The organism is Flavobacterium erigeronis (assembly GCF_054075165.1).
The window spans coordinates 543,839-561,329 of record NZ_JBSKGP010000002.1 but is presented as its reverse complement, the minus strand read 5'-3'; the positions used below and the strand labels follow the sequence as shown (position 1 = coordinate 561,329).

Annotated in this window: 12 protein-coding genes; 1 reads left to right on the top strand and 11 read right to left on the bottom strand. The window is 35.2% G+C overall.

All coding sequences use genetic code 11. The features are described 5' to 3' along the window. Window positions 1-9 precede the first annotated feature (9 nt). Window positions 10-3,024 carry a SusC/RagA family TonB-linked outer membrane protein gene (locus ACWA1F_RS06445; protein ID WP_456892575.1) on the bottom strand — a complete coding sequence of 1,005 codons (3,015 nt, stop codon included), beginning with the start codon at window positions 3,022-3,024 and terminating at the stop codon, window positions 10-12. Window positions 3,025-3,418: 394 nt separating this feature from the next. On the opposite strand from ACWA1F_RS06445, the gene ACWA1F_RS06440 reads away from it, so the two are divergent. Then, entirely contained in the window at window positions 3,419-7,348 is a 3,930-nt protein-coding gene (locus tag ACWA1F_RS06440) for a hybrid sensor histidine kinase/response regulator transcription factor (RefSeq protein WP_456892573.1), read from the top strand. A 25-nt stretch (window positions 7,349-7,373) separates the two neighbouring features. Here ACWA1F_RS06440 and ACWA1F_RS06435 read toward each other — a convergent pair whose 3' ends face one another. From ACWA1F_RS06435 to ACWA1F_RS06390, 10 genes are all read right to left on the bottom strand, one after another. Next, window positions 7,374-8,180, bottom strand: coding sequence for a hypothetical protein (locus ACWA1F_RS06435; protein WP_456892571.1), 807 nt, complete (start codon window positions 8,178-8,180; stop codon window positions 7,374-7,376). A gap of 107 nt (window positions 8,181-8,287) precedes the next feature. Beyond that, the gene (locus ACWA1F_RS06430) at window positions 8,288-8,995 is read right to left on the bottom strand and encodes a LytR/AlgR family response regulator transcription factor (RefSeq protein ID WP_456892569.1); all 708 of its coding nucleotides are present in this window, start codon (window positions 8,993-8,995) and stop codon (window positions 8,288-8,290) included. A 2-nt stretch (window positions 8,996-8,997) separates the two neighbouring features. Next, complete coding sequence (locus ACWA1F_RS06425; RefSeq protein ID WP_456892567.1) at window positions 8,998-10,155, bottom strand: sensor histidine kinase; 1,158 nt, start codon at window positions 10,153-10,155, stop codon at window positions 8,998-9,000. 49 nt (window positions 10,156-10,204) lie between these two features. Continuing rightward, window positions 10,205-10,933 (bottom strand): CPBP family glutamic-type intramembrane protease, encoded by a 729-nt coding sequence (locus ACWA1F_RS06420; RefSeq protein ID WP_456892565.1) that lies wholly within the window; start codon window positions 10,931-10,933, stop codon window positions 10,205-10,207. Window positions 10,934-11,182: 249 nt separating this feature from the next. Beyond that, on the bottom strand, window positions 11,183-11,539 hold the full coding sequence (locus tag ACWA1F_RS06415) for a PKD domain-containing protein (RefSeq protein WP_456892563.1): 357 nt from the start codon (window positions 11,537-11,539) through the stop codon (window positions 11,183-11,185). Window positions 11,540-11,666: 127 nt separating this feature from the next. Then, window positions 11,667-12,245, bottom strand: a complete 579-nt coding sequence (locus tag ACWA1F_RS06410) for a hypothetical protein (RefSeq protein ID WP_456892561.1) — start codon at window positions 12,243-12,245, stop codon at window positions 11,667-11,669. Window positions 12,246-12,481: 236 nt separating this feature from the next. After that, window positions 12,482-14,686, bottom strand: a complete 2,205-nt coding sequence (locus ACWA1F_RS06405; RefSeq protein ID WP_456892559.1) for a TonB-dependent receptor — start codon at window positions 14,684-14,686, stop codon at window positions 12,482-12,484. 97 nt (window positions 14,687-14,783) lie between these two features. After that, the gene (locus ACWA1F_RS06400; protein ID WP_456892605.1) at window positions 14,784-15,275 is read right to left on the bottom strand and encodes a GNAT family N-acetyltransferase; all 492 of its coding nucleotides are present in this window, start codon (window positions 15,273-15,275) and stop codon (window positions 14,784-14,786) included. Between the two features lie 492 nt (window positions 15,276-15,767). Next, on the bottom strand, window positions 15,768-16,154 hold the full coding sequence (locus tag ACWA1F_RS06395) for a DoxX family protein (protein ID WP_456892557.1): 387 nt from the start codon (window positions 16,152-16,154) through the stop codon (window positions 15,768-15,770). A 144-nt stretch (window positions 16,155-16,298) separates the two neighbouring features. Beyond that, the gene (locus ACWA1F_RS06390) at window positions 16,299-17,312 is read right to left on the bottom strand and encodes a zinc-binding alcohol dehydrogenase family protein (RefSeq protein WP_456892555.1); all 1,014 of its coding nucleotides are present in this window, start codon (window positions 17,310-17,312) and stop codon (window positions 16,299-16,301) included. Window positions 17,313-17,491: the final 179 nt, after the last annotated feature.

Sequence of the window (17,491 nt, the reverse complement as noted above, 5' to 3'; positions counted from 1 at the left end):
TTTTTTTAATTAAAAGCTAAATTCTACACCAAAAGAATACGTCTTAAGATTCGGGAAAGAACCATTGTCAACACCTCTTTCAAAAATTCTGTTATCGCCGGTATTGCTAAACTCAGGATCCAAGCCTTTGTATTTAGTAATCGTAATAACATTTTGTGCAGACAAGGTTAATCTTGCTCTTGTAATTCCTGATTTTTCTAAAACACTGCTTGGCAAGTTATATCCAAAACCAATGTATTTTAGTCTAATGAAATTGCCACTTTCTAAGAAACGGTCGCTATCTCCTCTTGAATTTAAAGTAGAACCTTTTGTAACTCTAGGAAAATCGGTATTTGGATTCTCTGGTGTCCAAGGCTGAATCCCTTTTCTATAATTACTATTGTCATCAAAACGATCAACCACACTTCTAAATCCGTTGTAAACTGTAGCACCGTTGGCAGCAATCCAGTTCATAGAAAAATCAAAACCTTTATATTCAGCACCAGCGTTTAAACCCATTTCAAATTCTGGCCACGGACTTCCCACAATTGTTTTGTCTTCGTTTGTAATTTGTCCGTCTCCATTATTGTCTTTAAAACGAATATCTCCAGGAACCGCATTTGGCATAATCACTTTACCTTCAGCATTTTTGTAGTCGTTAATTTCCTGCTGATTTTGAAATAATCCATCTGTTTGCAATACATACCACATTCCAACCGGACTTCCGCTGCGAGTCATGGTGTTTCCAATAATGTTCTCGTTTTGACCGTTTCCTAAAGAAACCAGTTTGTTGTTTACTTTTGTGAAGTTTACAGAGGCATTAAAAGAAAAATCATTGATTTTTTTACTGTAAGCCAATTCCAATTCAAAACCTTTATTTTCTACCGTTGCAGCGTTCGAAATTGGGTTTCCTCCGTCATTTCCAGTAGTCAATAAAATTGGGAAGCCAAATAATACATCTTCTGTACGTGCAATAAAGTAATCTGCAGTAAGACGTAAATCATTATTCAAAACCCCTAAATCCAATCCGATATTCGTTTGTTTTAGTTTTTCCCAACGCAATTGCGAGTTTGATAATTTTACTTGAGCCGCAGAAGGATATAAAGTCTGGTCTTTTCCTAAAACAATTTGTCCGAAATTATTAATAAAGCTTTTAGATTCATATTCTCTAATATTTCCAGACCCCAATTCTCCGTAACTTGCTCTAATTTTTAAATCCTTAATGAATTCTGATTTGAAGAATGATTCATTGCTGATTCTCCATCCCGCAGAAAGAGAAGGGAAATTGCCCCATTTATTGCCATCGCTGAATTTTGACGAACCGTCGCGTCTGATTACTGCATTAAATAAATAACGATTGTCATAATTATACTCTAACCTTCCTAAATAAGACGTTAAAGCCGCTTCGTTGATGAAACCTCCAACAACTGGCGAATCTCCTTGATTTAAAACTTCGTAATATTCTCCTGTTCCAGAATTCATCGGAAGGTTTCTTTTTGTTCCATAAATTTGGTTGTAATTGTCTTCTTGGTACGTCTGCCCCACTAAAACAGTGATGTCATGTTTGCCAAATTCTTTTTTGAAAGTCAGTGTGTTTTCAAATAACATCGTTTCAGATCTTCCTTTGTTTTGATCGGTTTGAGAAGGATCTTGCGGCTGGTTTAAAGTCCAGCTTCCTTTTTTTCTCATGTATTTATACGAATCAAAACTCGTTTCATACCCAAAATTGAAACGGTATTTCAACCAAGGCACAAATTTTAATTCTGACCAGATATTTCCTCTAATTCTGAAGTTTTCATTATTTACATTAGAAAAATCAGCCAATGCCAAAGGGTTTGTTCCAAAAGTATCGGCAACTCCCTGTTTTCCATATCCGTATCCACCTGGATTAGCTGGATCGTAAAGCGGAATCGTTGGCGTCATTCTGTACACATCAATAATTGGATTTCCAGACATTTCATCTGTTTTAGAATTGCTGATCGCTAAGTTTTCTCCAATACTGAAAATTCCTTTTGTACCGCTAGAATTGACACGGAATGAAATTCTGTCAAAATCGGTTCCGATTACAGTTCCTTCGTTTCCAAAATAATTTCCAGACATAAAGAAACTCGAATTCTCACTTCCTCCAGAAAAACTCGCATTATAATCCTGAATCATTCCTGTTTGAAAAACCGCATCTTGCCAGTCTGTATCTACTGCCATATTCAAGTTTTGTCTCGTAAATCCAGCATTGTCGTATGCCATATTGTTGTATTTGGCAAACTCTTCAGTTCCCATTAAGTCATAGCGAGGCATAACGGTAAAACTGCTTTTTGCAGACACTTCAACTTGAAGCGGTCCTTTTTTACCTTTTTTAGTTGTAATGATAATAACTCCATTTGCCGCTCTAGAACCATAGATTGCTGCTGCAGAAGCATCTTTTAAAACTTGAATCGATTCGATATCATTCGGGTTAAAATCTCGATTTGCAGAAGTCACTAAACCGTCTATTACGTATAACGGATTTGTATTTTGAAGATTCTTAAGACCGCGAATCTCAACATTCGCTTCTTGTCCTGGGCGTCCGCCTCCGCGAACTTTAACTCCCGTCACTAAACCTTGAAGTCCGTCTGCTACTGTGGTTACTTGTCTCTTCTGAATTTCGTCAGGTTTAACTAAAGCCACGGCTCCTGTAAGGTCTTTTTTCTGTTGTGATCCATAACCTACAACAACTATTTCCTCCAGTTTCATGGCGTCTTCTGCCATGGTAACATTTACAGCTGTTCGGTTATTAATAGCAACTTCTACTGTTTTATAGCCTTGCGAACTAAAAACTAAGGTCTGGCTCCCACTGGCTGTAATTTTATAGCTCCCGTCAAAATCGGTAACAGCACCATTCTGGGATCCTTTTATTAAAACATTCGCAAAAGGAACTGCCTGTCCATCTGCGGTAGTCACTTTTCCCGTAACGGTTATTTGCTGGGCAAAAGCGGACTGCAGTAATAAACTAAAGAAAACCAAGAGGTAATATCTCTTCGTTAAAAAGTGAGTGAACTTTGTTTTCATTGATTTTTGCATTTTAGATAGTTTTATTTCTTTTTGTGGTTTGGTTAAATGAAATATTGAATTATTTAATCGTCCGGAACGCGGACAAAAAAAGAACTAATATTCTTTAGTTGTAATAAATTGTTCATTTTGTTTCAAAATTAGTAATGGTTGATTTTTTCAAACTTAATTTTATTGATAGTATATTTTTATACTTAAAATTTTATCAATATCTCTTATTTGAAAATTCAAAGTAGACGCTTTTTATTCAAAATAAAATGCTTCATTTGTGTCAATATCTCTCTCAAATGATTCAAATTGTATTAAAAACAGCCCAATTTCATTCAGCTGCAACATTTTGTAGAATATTGAGACGATTTGCAGAAAATTAGATTTTAGCCTAAAAAACACAACTATGCGTAAATTCTTTCTTTTTTTATGTGCCAGCATTTTTTCGATACATTTTTCGAATGCGCAAGACTATTATTTTAAACATTATCAAGTTGAAGAAGGACTTTCTAACAACACCGTTTTGACTTCTATACAGGATAATGACGGTTTTATGTGGTTTGGAACCAAAGATGGACTGAACCGTTTTGATGGCTATCGATTTAAAACATATAGAAATAATGGAGATCCCGTTCATAGTTTAGGGAGCAATTATATACAATCGCTGCACGAACATAATGGCACTATTTGGGTCGGAACCGATAAAGGTTTGTATCATTATGATAAAAAATTGGATCGTTTTACCATTTTGAACGAAGCCATAAACGATCGTATCAACGACATCAATCACGACCAAAAAGACAACATTTGGTTTGTTTCGGGCAACATTTTGTATAAGTATGCACCAAAAAAGAAAGAAACGACCACTTTTAACCCGAACAAATATTTTGTCACCACTTCGATTACCAAAGATTATAAAGGAGAAATTTGGGCTTCTTCATTAAATAAAATCTATCATTATTCTGAAGAAAACTTTTCGTTTGAAAACATTCCGTTAAATCCGCCTTCGGATAAAATTAACTTTAGAATTACGGTAATTTATGCTGTCGATCAGGAAAATATTGTGATTGGAACGCAAGATCACGGCGTGCTCCTATATAATAGGAAAAACAAAACTACGTCTGAACTGCAATTTGGAATAAAAGAGCCTGTTTTTGTGCGCCAGTTTAGAAAAAAAGGAAACGACGAACTTTGGATTGCGAGCGAATCTGGCGTTTATGTTTATAATTTAAAAACTAAAACCGCTGTAAATCTTAAAAAGAATTACAACGATCCCTACGCCATTTCAGACAATGCGGCCTACTCGATTACGATTGACAAAGAAAACGGAATCTGGATTGGAACTTATTTTGGCGGTGTCAATTACCATCAGAAACAATATACACAGTTTAAAAAGTATTTCCCAAAGAACAATCAAAACTCCATTAGCGGAAGCGCAGTCAGAGAAATACATAAAGACGATTACGGCGATTTATGGGTCGGAACAGAAGATGCAGGTTTGAATCGTTTTAATCCGAAAACGCAAAAATTCACTTCTTATAATGTTTCGTATTACAACATTCACGCTTTAATGCCGAGAAAAGACAAAATCTGGGTCGGAACTTTTGAGCATGGCTTGGATGTTTTAGATCGAAATTCGGGTGCGGTTCTCAAACATTATAGCGCCAACGATGGCAGAAGCGGACTGCACAGCAATTTTATTTTTTCTTTTTACGAAATGAAAAATGGCGACCTGATTGTAGTCACCACTTTTGGATTGTATCGTTATAATGAACAGGCGGATAATTTTGAAATACTGAAATTCTTTCCAGAAACGTATCATTACACCAATGTGAGGGAAGACAGCGACGGAAATCTTTGGGCTGGAAGTTACCGCGACGGATTGCTCTTTTATAACCCAAAAACTAAGAAAAAAGAGGTTTTTACGTATGATTATAAAAATCCGAAAGGCATTAGCAATAATACTATAAACGCCATTTTTGAAGATTCGTCACGAAATTTATGGATTGCGACAGAAAACGGTCTAAATCTCGTTGACCGAAAAACGCATACTTTTACCAAATTCACAACCAAAAACGGAATGCCGAGCAATGTTTTCTATTCTATTTTAGAAGACGATGCCAAAAATCTATGGCTGACGACTTCTAAAGGCTTGGTGAAATTTGGCCCCGATCATAAATCGATCAAAATTTTTACCACTGCCAATGGTTTATTGAGCGATCAATTCAATTACAATTCCGCTTTTAAAGATGCAAACGGCGATATGTATTTTGGAAACCTGAACGGAATGATCAGTTTTAATCCGAAGCATTTCAGTAAAAACAAATACACGCCTTTTATTTACATCACCAATCTTCAGATCAACAATAAAGATATTGAGGTAAATAGCCCAGAATCGCCTATTGCGCAGTCTATTTCTTTTTTGGACGAATTGGAATTGAACAACAGCCAGTCGTCTTTTAATCTCGAATTTGCGTCTTTAAATTATACCGCGCCAGAATTGACGGAATATTGGTTTCAGTTGGAAAACGTAAATAGCGATTGGGTTTATTTGGGAAGAAACAACAAAGTTTTCTTTACCGAACTAGCGCCAGGCGATTATGTTTTTAAAGTAAAATCGCTAAATAGCTTTGGGGTTTGGAGCAAAGAAGTAAAACTGAAAATTAGAATTTTGCCGCCTTGGTACGCGAGCACTTATGCTTATCTGCTCTATTTTATATTGATTTGCGCTGGTTTTTATTACATCATCCGTTATTCTCAAAATCTGACTCAGATCAAGAATAACCGCAAAATCAAGCATTTGAATGACGAAAAAGAAAAAGAAATCTATCAGGCTAAAATTGACTTTTTTACCAATGTAGCGCACGAAATTAGAACGCCTCTGACTTTGATTAAAGGGCCGCTGGAAAAGCTTTTGGGAATGAAATACGAATCGGAAGAAGTACCGCAGCATCTTTCGATTATGAAGAAAAATACTTCGCGATTGTTGAAATTGGTGAATGAATTACTTGATTTCAGAAAATCGGAAATTGGCGGATTGAAATTGACTTTCGTCGAAGCGAATATTTCTTCGATGGTTCGAAATTTCCATTTGAGATTCAGCCAGTTAATTGAAGAACGTAAACTGGAATTTGATCTGGAATTGGGCGAAAAAGACATTCACGCTTTTGTGGACAAAGAAGCTTTCAAGAAGATTTTGAGTAATTTGATTAATAATGCGATCAAATATTCGAACAAAAAAGTATCCATTTCTTTATTTAGAGATGAAAAGAAACTGACTTTAATCGTAAAAAATGATGGAAATGTGATTCCGATTCATTTAAAAGACAAAATATTTGAGCCTTTCTTTAGAGTAGACGATAGCAGTACGGCTTCTGGAACTGGAATCGGACTTTCGTTGGCGCATTCACTCGCGCAATTGCATAACGGAAGTTTGAATTTAGTCGAAGATCCGAATTTTAATATTTTCGAATTAATCTTGCCTTTGCATCAAGAAGAAGAATTTATGCTTTACGCCGATGCTGAAAAAGAACAAACCGAAAACGAAAAGCCAAAAGAGCCAGTTGAAATTAAAAACGAAAAAGCACAGATTTTAGTAGTCGAAGACAATGAAGATCTGTTGCAGTTTATTACAACCGAATTGGCGGGAACGTATGCTATTTTAAAAGCAGAAAATGGCGAAGAAGCACTGAAAATCATTCATAACGAAAACATTCAGCTTGTGATTTCGGATGTTACAATGCCAATTATGGACGGAATTGAAATGTGCAAAAAAATCAAAACCAATCTCGAAACGAGCCATATTCCTGTCATTTTATTGACGGCTAAAAACTCTCTAAAATCACAAATCGACGGACTTGAAGTCGGCGCCGATGCTTATGTTGCAAAACCTTTTTCAATGGATTATCTAAAAGTGCAAGCCAATAATCTGATTGAAAACCGAAGACAGATTATGAATTATTATGCGAGTTCGCCTCTTTCGCACATTAAAAGCATTGCGCACAATAAAACAGACGAAAAGTTCTTGAAAAAACTCGACGACGAAATCCTTAAAAACATTACCGATCAAGATTTAAGTGTAGAATCGCTTGCCGAAATCATGAATATGAGCCGTTCGACTTTATATCGAAAAATTAAAGACATTACGAATTTAAGTCCGAACGAATTAATCAATATTGTACGCCTTAAACGTGCTGCAGAATTGCTGTTAAACGAGAACTTTAAAATGTATGAAATCGCAGAAATGGTAGGCTATAAATCGCAAACAAGTTTTGGACGAAATTTTCAGAAACATTTCAATATGTCGCCAACGGATTATATCAATGCAAATCGCTGATGTAATGATAATTAGTGAATTCAAATCATAAAATGACTTGAAGTTGAAAAATAATTTCCCAACGCCCCACATAGTCTGGTTTTATAGCGTTGTAAAAAAGCTGTGCCGTTCCGCAGTAAAACTTTTTACTTTGCCCCAGCTTGAACGTTTTTCCGGCTCCACCTCCCACCGGCACCAGCCATCGCTGATCCGAAGGCGCTAGCCAATCGGCTTCGATTGTGCTATTGGCAGATGCAAACCAGCCTTTCGAAAAATTATAATATCCCATATACTGGACACTAAAAAGATCTACTTTGTTGGCGCCCGTTCCTCCCAATGACCAATAATTCTGCACAACAGCACCACCAGAAATTTTATCTCCAGCATAATATAGTAATAATGATGGCCCTAAACTTACGGTATTCGAACCCAAATTGGCATCTGTACGAGTCGGAATTTGAATTGCTGGCCCTGCACCATAAACAAATTTGCCTTTCTTTTCTACAGGAGTGAAAAATCCGTTAAAAAGAATATTTCCTAAACCAAATGCAGATTCGCCTGCGGGTTCTAATTTTGGGATGTATTGGAGCGGAATAATAGTATATGTCATTAACTTGACATGTTCAGAAACTTTAAATGGCCAAACAGGCTGAATACTATACGATTGCGCCGTTCCGCCCTCGCCTGTGTCTGGGATTAAAACACTTTGCAGAAAAAAACTCCTAAGTCCTTCAACAGGATTTTGACGTTTTTTATTCATTTCTTCTAAAGTCAGTTCTTGATTATCATCAGACTGTGCATTTGCAAAATGAAAGCTAAAAAAGAAAACAAGGCATAAAAAATAATTTCTCATAATGTGGGACTTGAAATAACAATCTCAAATTTACCAAATAAGAAAATCCCGAAGTTGCCAATGATGTTTCAATTTATAATTTGAAACATCATTTTGCTGCATTAGAATCATTTTATTCCTAACAGCTGATACAATTCGTCTTTTTTATTAAGAGCTGCCGAAATAGTTTTTCCGTCAGTCAGTTCTACCATATTTCCGTTTAAGCTTCTGACCGCTTCGAGATTTAGAATAAAAGAACGCTGAACGCGAAAGAATATTGGCAGTTTCAATACTTCTTCCATAGATTTTAAAGTCCCTAGAGTTGTGTACGAAGCGCCATTAATGACAAATTTCAGATAATCGCCCTGCGCTTCTACATACAGAATTTCGTTTAGGAGAATCTTAATTAATTTTCCTTCCGATTTGATAAAAATACGATCCGAATTGATTTGATGGACAGAAGTTGTTTTCTTTAACGAAAGATATTCTTTGGCGCGATTGACCGCCTTGAGAAAACGATCAAAACGAACGGGTTTTAAAAGATAATCTGCCGCTCCGGTTTCAAAACCTTCCAAAGCAAAATTACGGTGAGCAGTTATAAATATAATAACGGGAGCATTGGTAAGCGATTGCGCCAGTTCTAAACCATTAAATTTAGGCATTTCGATGTCGCTGAAAATAATATCAATTTCATTTTCCTGCAAGAATAACAAAGCTTTTGAGGCTTCTCCAAACGAAGCTTTCAATTCCAAAAACGGAATTTCAGCAATAAAAGATTCAATAATATCTCTTGCAATTGGTTCATCGTCAACAACAATGCATTTCAACTTTTCCATTATTATCTTAAAACTATTTTTAAATCGACTTTAAACGTATTTTCAAGTCTTTTAATTTCTAATTCATATTGATTCGGATATAACAATTCTAGGCGTTTTCGGGCGTTCTCTACTCCTATTCCACCAAAATTCGAATCATTTGTCTTGTCTTCCGAATCGTTTTCCAAACTAAACCAAAATGTATTGTTTTCAATTTTGATATCTAGTTTTATAAAGGCATTTTTGCTTTTTAAACCATATTTAAAAGCATTTTCTATAAAAGTAAAAGTCAAAAGCGGCGCAACAAAAAGTCCTGCGGTTTGCCCTTCCATAATAACTTGAATATCCGTTTCGTCATCATAACGCATTTTTTCTAAAGCGATATAATTTTTAATGAAATCCAATTCTTTCTCCAAACGCACAATTTCGGTATTCGATTCGTAGAGCGTATAACTCATGATATCCGAAAGATTCAAGATTACTTCTGGAGCTAGATTGTCTTTTCGAACCGTCAGTCCATACAGATTATTCAACGTATTAAACAAAAAATGCGGATTTAACTGTGCTTTCAAAAAGTCCTTCTCAATTTGAATGTTCTGAATTTCTAAAGCCGTTTTTTCTCTTTCGATTTGAAATTTCTTGTTATACAGTTTTGTGATTTCGACTAAAATTTTAGCAAAGCAAAAAGGCGAAAGAAGCGAAATGATAATAATCGTCTGTGAAAGCATTCTTTTGGGAGAAACTGCTTCTAGAAACGTCTGTTGCGCACTCATTTTAATAACGCCTTTTAATTCTCCAAAAGTAATTTCGAGACCTAAAGCGTAATAAACCAATGAAATAAAGTACGTTGCAGCCATCCAAACGAAAATCGAAATTGGAAAAACAAGCAGTAACAGGATTATGATTCTGCTCTTACTTCCCGCAAATATCTTTGGCAACAAAAGATAAAACAGCATATAAAATACGATCATGTTGACCAATGCCATTCTTATCGTTAGCAAAACGGCATCAAAATATAGGAGTTTATAACCTATTACATAACTCAAAAAAAGCAGTATTGAAAACGCTGACCACATGAAAACGTGCAGTAAAATTCGATTTCTTCTGGTAAAAAAGTGATCAAAATTCAGCGAAGCGATTTTATCTAAAAAATATCCTGAAGTTGTTGTGGTATTTGGCATTTAGTTGAGTGATAAAGCAGTTTCAAATATAACTTTAATTTGGCAAGTTTTATAGAATTCTGATAACAGCATTGATCAAATTAATGGTGTTATGCCCCAGAATAGAATAAATAAGATTTCCAGAAAACATTCTTAAAACTCCGACGCTAAATGAGGAGATTAAAGTCAGATAAACCATCGTCATGATATCGAATTTTAAATGCAGATCTTGATCTAAAACAGCTCCGTGAGAAACGCCAAATAAAACCGTTACAATTACAAACGCCCAGCCAAATTGTACACCGCGGTAGCTCCATTTTGGTGTAAAAGCCTTATCTAAAAGCCATAAAGAGATTCCTCTAAAAAGGATTTCTTCTGTCAATCCTGGCATAGTGGCTTGAAAAAGAAAGGTTTCTAAATGAAATGGTGCTCCTTTTGGAAATAAAATCAGTTTGAAAATAATATCGAAAAAAGTAAATCCGAAGAAAACCAATAATCCGAATTTTACATTGCTTTTGGAATTGGTTTGAGAAGTAAATCCGATTTTGATTCTTTCTTCTTTAGAAACGGAAAAAATGATAATGAGCCCTAAAAATAAACTCAAAAATTTTCCAATCCAATTGAACTTTAAATCAAGATCAATCAATTGTTTTCCTGAGGCCTGCAAAAACACATCGGCCAAAAAGTATAAAATGAAAAATCCTAAATATTTCAGATTTGTTTTTTCTGATTTGAAATAAGCAGCAACAATTAGCGGAGCAATTAATAAAATCCACAGAAAAGGCGTAAATAGTGACATAATTTTGATTTTAAAGTTTTAATTTGAATCAAAAGTATATCTACAATATATCAATTTAAAGTCCAGTCGGTAGAACTCGTGCTTTTATCTGTGAAAGTGTTGTTTTATCCGATAAGTATAATTAGTTAATGTGGCAATTTGCCAATTAGAAAATTAGATAATGTAATGATTGGTTAACTAAAGAAAGAAAAAATCTTCTAACTTTAATTCAGTGATTCCATCAATCAAAGCTTTCTTTAAGCTAAATAATTAATTCACTGTGACAGTTCTTTTCGGAATTGAGGTGCATTCAGATCCATCTACTTTAACCGTTACTTCAGCTGTAGCTGTGTACTCCCCTGCAGCGGTATAAGTATGGGTAACCGCAGCTCCTGTTCCTGTAGTTCCATCTCCAAAATTCCATTTTACTGAAGTCAACGTTCCTGTCCCAGAATATTCAACGGAATAGTTCATTAATTTTGGATTAGCAGCGTCAGTAGAATTATGCAATTTAATATAAACAGATTCCGCAAAGCAATTTATAATTACCTCGTCATCATGCTTGCTGCAAGAGTAATTTGTGGACAATGCAACTGTAAACATTAAAAACATTCCAATCTTTTTCATAATGAAGAAATTTTAACGATTATAATGTTAAAAGTACATCAAAAAAATCAATTCAACAAAATGATAAAAGAAAATTCTTAGTAACAAATGCACTTACTTAGCATGGAGCTCTAGTAAACTATGACCTTTAAAACTTCAGCATCGGAAACTTTTCCTTAAGCACCAACTGATCCCGCTGCCTTTGGTCAATCACTTCAATTGTACCATTTTTCTCATCATAGCTTATTTCTCCCAGATACTTGATTGTCCCTGGCTCAATTGAAAAAGATATGTCAAGATTTATAAGATCTACAGGGGCAATAAAACCTCTGCTCCCTATAATCTGCAGGACATAAAACCTGTAATCTCCTCTGGGTTTTACAATGCTGAAAAAATAGACCGATTGGCCATCCTGCTCAAAATCGCATTTTTTAGCACTGAATGTCACGCTGTCGTAAATATCAGACAGTACGCCTTTTTTTCGTAAAGAATCCGTAGCCCTCCTTGATTCCTTAAAAGGCAAATGGCATCTTTTCAGAGAAAATACTTTTTTATATTTTTTATTGTTCTGGTTCTTTACCGCAATGGTTCCAACAATCATTCCTTCGATTTCTGGATAGGACAGGGAGATCTTCATAGTTTCCGAAGGTAGCTGTGCAGAACTATGAATGGACTGAATCATAAAAAGCACTACCAAAAAGACTTTTATTTTACTTTTAAATTTCATACGCTGAAGATGTTCCATTAAAAAAAAATCGGCCAAATTATTCTCAACCAGAATCTAACCACCAACCAAATATAGGATAATCTCACAAAAAAATAAAAACAGCCGGGGGTTAGAAAAGAAAAAATTTAAATGACCTTCACGTTCAAAAGACCTTACTCTCGAACCAGACCCTCTTTATCAATAAAAAACTAATTAATTGATTCATTATCTAATTTTCTAATTAACAAATTGGCACATTACCAAGCATATTTCAAAATCAATCTCGCATTAAAAGGTGTTCCAGCGGTAAAATGAATTTCTTCAACAGGGTCTGTTTCGTTTGCCAGTCTAGATTCAGTTAAGAATTGTGTTTCTTTCCATTTTGTATTGAAAATGTTGTCGATGTTTACGCCGATAGAAACTTTCTTAATCTGATAATTCACAGAAAAATCAGTTATGCAATAGCCTTTTGCCACAACAGAATTGTCTTCGTTTGCAGGTCTGTCGCCTAAGAAACGAGTTCTTAAACTACCCGAAAAACCTTTTAAATCTTTTACCGAAAGTCCGCTCATTAAAGTGTTTTTTGGCGCAAGAGGCAGATAGTCTTCACCTTTTGGTTCGTCAATTGCTCTAGCGTGCGTATACGTATAATCGGTATTCCAAAATAGCCAGTTGGTCAATTGGTATCTAAAACCAAAATCAAATCCTTTTCTTTCCGTTTTACCGCTTGGTTCTACAACAGCTTCATCTCCAACGTACACAAATTCCTGCGCTAAATACAAATACCAAACTGCCGAATTGATAATCATTCTTGGAAAGGGTTTCCAATTAATTCCTAAATCTGCTCCATACGTTTCTGGCAGAATTTTTTCTCCCTTTTGAGCCACAACTACGCGCGTATCATTGCTATGAAATCCTTTTCCAAGTTTTAAGAAATATTGCAGTTTATCATTTTGCGTGTACAAAAAGTTCAATTTCGGGCTCACAATCGCTTTTGTCTGCGTTTGATTGGCATAAGTCTCCAGCAATTGATCTTCATATCCAAATTTGAAATAATCCAAACGCAAGCCTGTATTGATAAGCCATTTGCCAGAAGTAAAATCAAAACTAGTATAAGTAAAAAGATTGGTTTGGTTCACATTTCCTAAACTCAAATAGTCTAAAACCGTTTTTCTGTTTAGCGTATGCGATAATTCTACATCTTTATTATTATCATTTCTTAATCCAGCTCCAAGTTTAAAACGCCATTTTTCGTTTAGTTTCTGATCGTATTCTGACTGAAAACCAACAATAGTTCTGTTTTCTTTCTGTTTAATCTGGTCTCCGTTTACAGGATCGTTTAAGAAAAAAGTAAAGTTAGAGTACAGTTCAAAACCATATTTGCTTAAATAAGCACTGCTTTTTATATGCGTGTTTTCATCAATTCTAGCGTCATACTGCAAATTGAAGTTGGTTCTGTCTGTATTTCCGCCTTCATTCGAATCAATAGCTCCGTAATGCGAGATTGTTCCATCATTTACAGCGCGATCTGGAATTTGTCCGCTGGCATCCCATTGGCTCTTAAAATGCGAAACCGATAACGCCAAACGGTCTCCATTGTCCATTTTAGCACTATATTTTCCAAATAAATTAATTCGGTTAAAGTTCTGAGGCGCATCAAAATAACCATCAGTCATCATGTATTCTCCCGCAAAATAAGCCGATTGGTTTTCTTTATTCAATAAATTAAACATGGCAACAGTACGGAAAGTATCAAATTGCCCACCTTCAAAAGAAATAGAGCTGTTTTGCAACGCATTTTTGGTATTAAAACCAACATATCCAGCAGTTGTGAAATCTCCTTTATCTGCAAAATAAGCTCCTTTATCAAAATCAATATTATCAACGGTTTCAGGAATTACAAAATGCAGATCAGAATAACCTTGTCCGTGTGCGTGAGACACCATATTTACTGGCATTCCGTCTACGGTGATATTTATGTCTGTACCGTGGTCGCAGTCAAAACCTCTTAAGAAAATCTGCTCTGCCTTGCCACCGCCCGCGTGCTGACCTATAAAAAGTCCTGGAATTTTTCGCAATAAATCCTGAGAGTTTGAAATGGGCTGAATTTCCAAATCAATTTTAGAAATGGTATTCAAGTACTTTAGATTGTTGCTAATCTTAACTTCTTCTAGTAAAAATGGTTTTTCGTCTATGGAAATTGTCAGAAAATCAAAAGAAGCCAGTTTTATCTTTTGAGCTACAAATCCTTTTTTAGTGATTTCTAAACTGTCATTAACCTGCACTCCTTCTAATGTAAATTTTCCGTCTCCATCGGTATGTGCGTGTGTTTTGGAAGTTAAATCACGAATTAATACTTCTGAGACAGATTTTCCGTCTGCGTCATTAACAATACCATTTACAGATTGCGCTTGAGTAGAAAAAGAAAGAACAAAAAGAATAAGTGCGAATACAGATTTCATTGCTATTTTGATAACCGATTGAATAATTTGAGCGCAAACATAGCATAAAAAAGTATTTTTTCCTGTTAATTTTACAAAATCTTTATTTTTAGCAGATTTACTTCTCTTTCGGATTATAAAGCATAGCAGTGCACAAACAGTTTTTCCTGCCTTTACTTACTAAAATCGGACAATTGATACAGCTTTTACAGTTTTCCCAAAATTGTTCATCTTTAGGCAATTCAGCATACGTAACAGGCTCAAAACCGAGTTTATGATTCATTTTCATAACGGCAAGACCTGTCGTAAGACTAAATATCAAAGCATTTGGATATTTTTCACGGCTAAGTTCAAAAATCTTTCTCTTGATTCTTTTAGCCAGACCTGTATGTCTAAACTCGGGTGCGACAATTAATCCTGAATTCGAAACATAACGGCCGTTTTCCCACGAAGATATAAAAGCAAAACCCGCCCATTTACCGTCTGGTGCAAAAGCAATAACGGCTTCACCTTCTTTCATCTTTTTTGCCAAAAGTTCAGGCGGACGTCCAGAAATTCCTGTTCCGCGAGCTGCTGCAGACAACAGCGTTTCTTTACAGATTTCATTCATATAAAAAACATGTTCGACGCTAGTTTCCTCAATAATAAAATCAGGAGTTTCTGCACTCTTTTCATCAAAAGGAAAAACGACTGTTTCCATTCTAAGCTGAGCTGTTTTCATAGTAAAAGCTAAACTATTTTAGCAATTATCATAATAGTAATAAAAAGAACGGTAGTAAATACCATTAAATTGACAAACCGATCTTTATTTCGTCTTGATTTGTTTGATAAATAGGTCTTACTGATTTCTTTGCTTCTTCTGTTATTCGTTTTCATATTGCTTATACTTTTTATGTTAACCGTAAAAAACAAAAGGCATGCCAGAGCATTTGAGCCATTTATAAACAACTCATTATAAGACAAATAAAAATATCAGATTATAATTGATTTATAAAAGCTTATCAAAATGATAAGATCGTCTATCAGAATGAAAGGAATGAAAACAAAAAAGCTCTAAATCGAAATTTAGAGCTTTCTAATAATTTATATTATGAACCTTAAATTAGTCCCATTGATTGTTTTTAGAAACGGCATATTTGCCAGCTCCAGTAAAAAACAAAGCAAGAGCGCCAAAAAAGTACAGTGCTAATAATTCTAAAGCATAACCTCCGTGTTCGCTAATTGAGAAAATTTCTTTAGAATGCGCCGTTGCAACTGCTACTACACAAGTGATAGCCAAAAGAACCGCAGCAATTCTAGTTCTGAATCCTAATAAAATAGCAATTGGTGCTAGAACTTCTCCAATATAAACCGCATATCCAAATGCGCCCATGTTTTCTACTAAGAACGAAATTCCGTGAATCAGTTTAGAAACACCGTGAAAAAGCATTAATCCGCCAGTGCTGATACGCAATAGCAATAATCCGAGGTCTGTGTTTTTTGAAATCATAAATAATTTTGTTTAGGTTAAAAAAATGAAATACAAATTTGGCTTGTAAGCGGACTAAAATACAAAATTTTCTTATCTAACAACAATATTATTTAAATCAATTCCAAATAACCTTTCTACAGCTATCACAGACAGGTTTTATGCTTAAAATTTTATCGCAATTTTCCCAATGGTTTTTCCAGATTCTAAAAGTTCGTGCGCTTTTTTCAAGTTTTCGGCTGTAAGTCCGTTTAAAGTAGTATTTAAAGTGGTTTTTAGAATACCATCATCCAATAAATCGGCTACAATATTTAGAATATTATGCTGTTCGATCATGTCTTCGGTCTGATACATCGAACGTGTGTACATCAATTCCCAAGAAAAAGAAACACTTTTACTTTTCAGTTTGGTTAATGCAACAGGATCGCTGCTTCCTGTAATAGAAGCAATATGTCCCTGAGGTTTTATCAATTCTACCATAATATCCCAATAGGCATTGGTATCTACAAAATCCAGAATAAAGTCAACATGCTCAAAACCAGCTTCTCGAACTGACGAAATTAGGTCTTTATGATCTACTACAAAATCTGCTCCTTGCGCTTTGCACCAATCAATTGTTTCTGGGCGCGACGCGGTTGCAATTACCGTTAAACCCGCAATTTTCTTGGCCAATTGAATGGCAATCGAACCTACTCCACCAGCTCCGCCAATAATTAAAATTGATTTTCCTTTGTCTTTATCGGCACTAATCCTGATTCTGTCAAATAAAATCTCCCAAGCCGTTAAAGCAGTTAGCGGAATTACAGCTGATTCTTCAATGCTCAATGATTTTGGTTTCCTGCCGACAATTCTTTCATCGATAATCTGATATTCGGCATTGCTCCCTTGTTTGGTAATATCTCCTGCGTAATAAACAGGATCTCCGACTTCAAACAAAGTAACGTCTTGTCCGACAGCCTGCACAATGCCCACAGCGTCCCAACCAATTATTTTTGGCGTTTCTAAAACGGTATCTTTTGCACTATTCTGTCGTATTTTAAAATCGACTGGATTTACCGAAATCGCATCAATTTTAACTAATAAATCGTATGGCCCCGGAATTGGTTTTACGGTTTCAAATTCGATAAAACTTTCTGGGTTCTCTATGGGGAATGAGGTTTTAAATCCTATTGCTTTCATTTCTTTTTTAATTTTTAAATTAAAATTATACTACAAATATAAGCGTAGTTAAAATCTCTTGATTGGTATATATTGAGTGTATATTGGTAGATATTCGGCTTTTTTTGTTTCACGCAGATTTATTTTGATTTGAGCAGATTTTAAATGATAATTTTTTGCCACAAAGGCGCTAAGGCACA

What these genes read in the sequence shown, in the direction of transcription:
- ACWA1F_RS06400 (WP_456892605.1), bottom strand. Translation starts at nt 15,275, where the DNA reads ATGAATGAAATCTGTAAAGAAACGCTGTTGTCTGCAGCAGCTCGCGGA.
- ACWA1F_RS06425 (WP_456892567.1), bottom strand. Translation starts at nt 10,155, where the DNA reads ATGCCAAATACCACAACAACTTCAGGATATTTTTTAGATAAAATCGCT.
- ACWA1F_RS06445 (WP_456892575.1), bottom strand. Translation starts at nt 3,024, where the DNA reads ATGAAAACAAAGTTCACTCACTTTTTAACGAAGAGATATTACCTCTTG.
- ACWA1F_RS06415 (WP_456892563.1), bottom strand. Translation starts at nt 11,539, where the DNA reads ATGAAAAAGATTGGAATGTTTTTAATGTTTACAGTTGCATTGTCCACA.
- ACWA1F_RS06440 (WP_456892573.1), top strand. Translation starts at nt 3,419, where the DNA reads ATGCGTAAATTCTTTCTTTTTTTATGTGCCAGCATTTTTTCGATACAT.
- ACWA1F_RS06430 (WP_456892569.1), bottom strand. Translation starts at nt 8,995, where the DNA reads ATGGAAAAGTTGAAATGCATTGTTGTTGACGATGAACCAATTGCAAGA.
- ACWA1F_RS06395 (WP_456892557.1), bottom strand. Translation starts at nt 16,154, where the DNA reads ATGATTTCAAAAAACACAGACCTCGGATTATTGCTATTGCGTATCAGC.
- ACWA1F_RS06435 (WP_456892571.1), bottom strand. Translation starts at nt 8,180, where the DNA reads ATGAGAAATTATTTTTTATGCCTTGTTTTCTTTTTTAGCTTTCATTTT.
- ACWA1F_RS06410 (WP_456892561.1), bottom strand. Translation starts at nt 12,245, where the DNA reads ATGAAATTTAAAAGTAAAATAAAAGTCTTTTTGGTAGTGCTTTTTATG.
- ACWA1F_RS06390 (WP_456892555.1), bottom strand. Translation starts at nt 17,312, where the DNA reads ATGAAAGCAATAGGATTTAAAACCTCATTCCCCATAGAGAACCCAGAA.
- ACWA1F_RS06405 (WP_456892559.1), bottom strand. Translation starts at nt 14,686, where the DNA reads ATGAAATCTGTATTCGCACTTATTCTTTTTGTTCTTTCTTTTTCTACT.
- ACWA1F_RS06420 (WP_456892565.1), bottom strand. Translation starts at nt 10,933, where the DNA reads ATGTCACTATTTACGCCTTTTCTGTGGATTTTATTAATTGCTCCGCTA.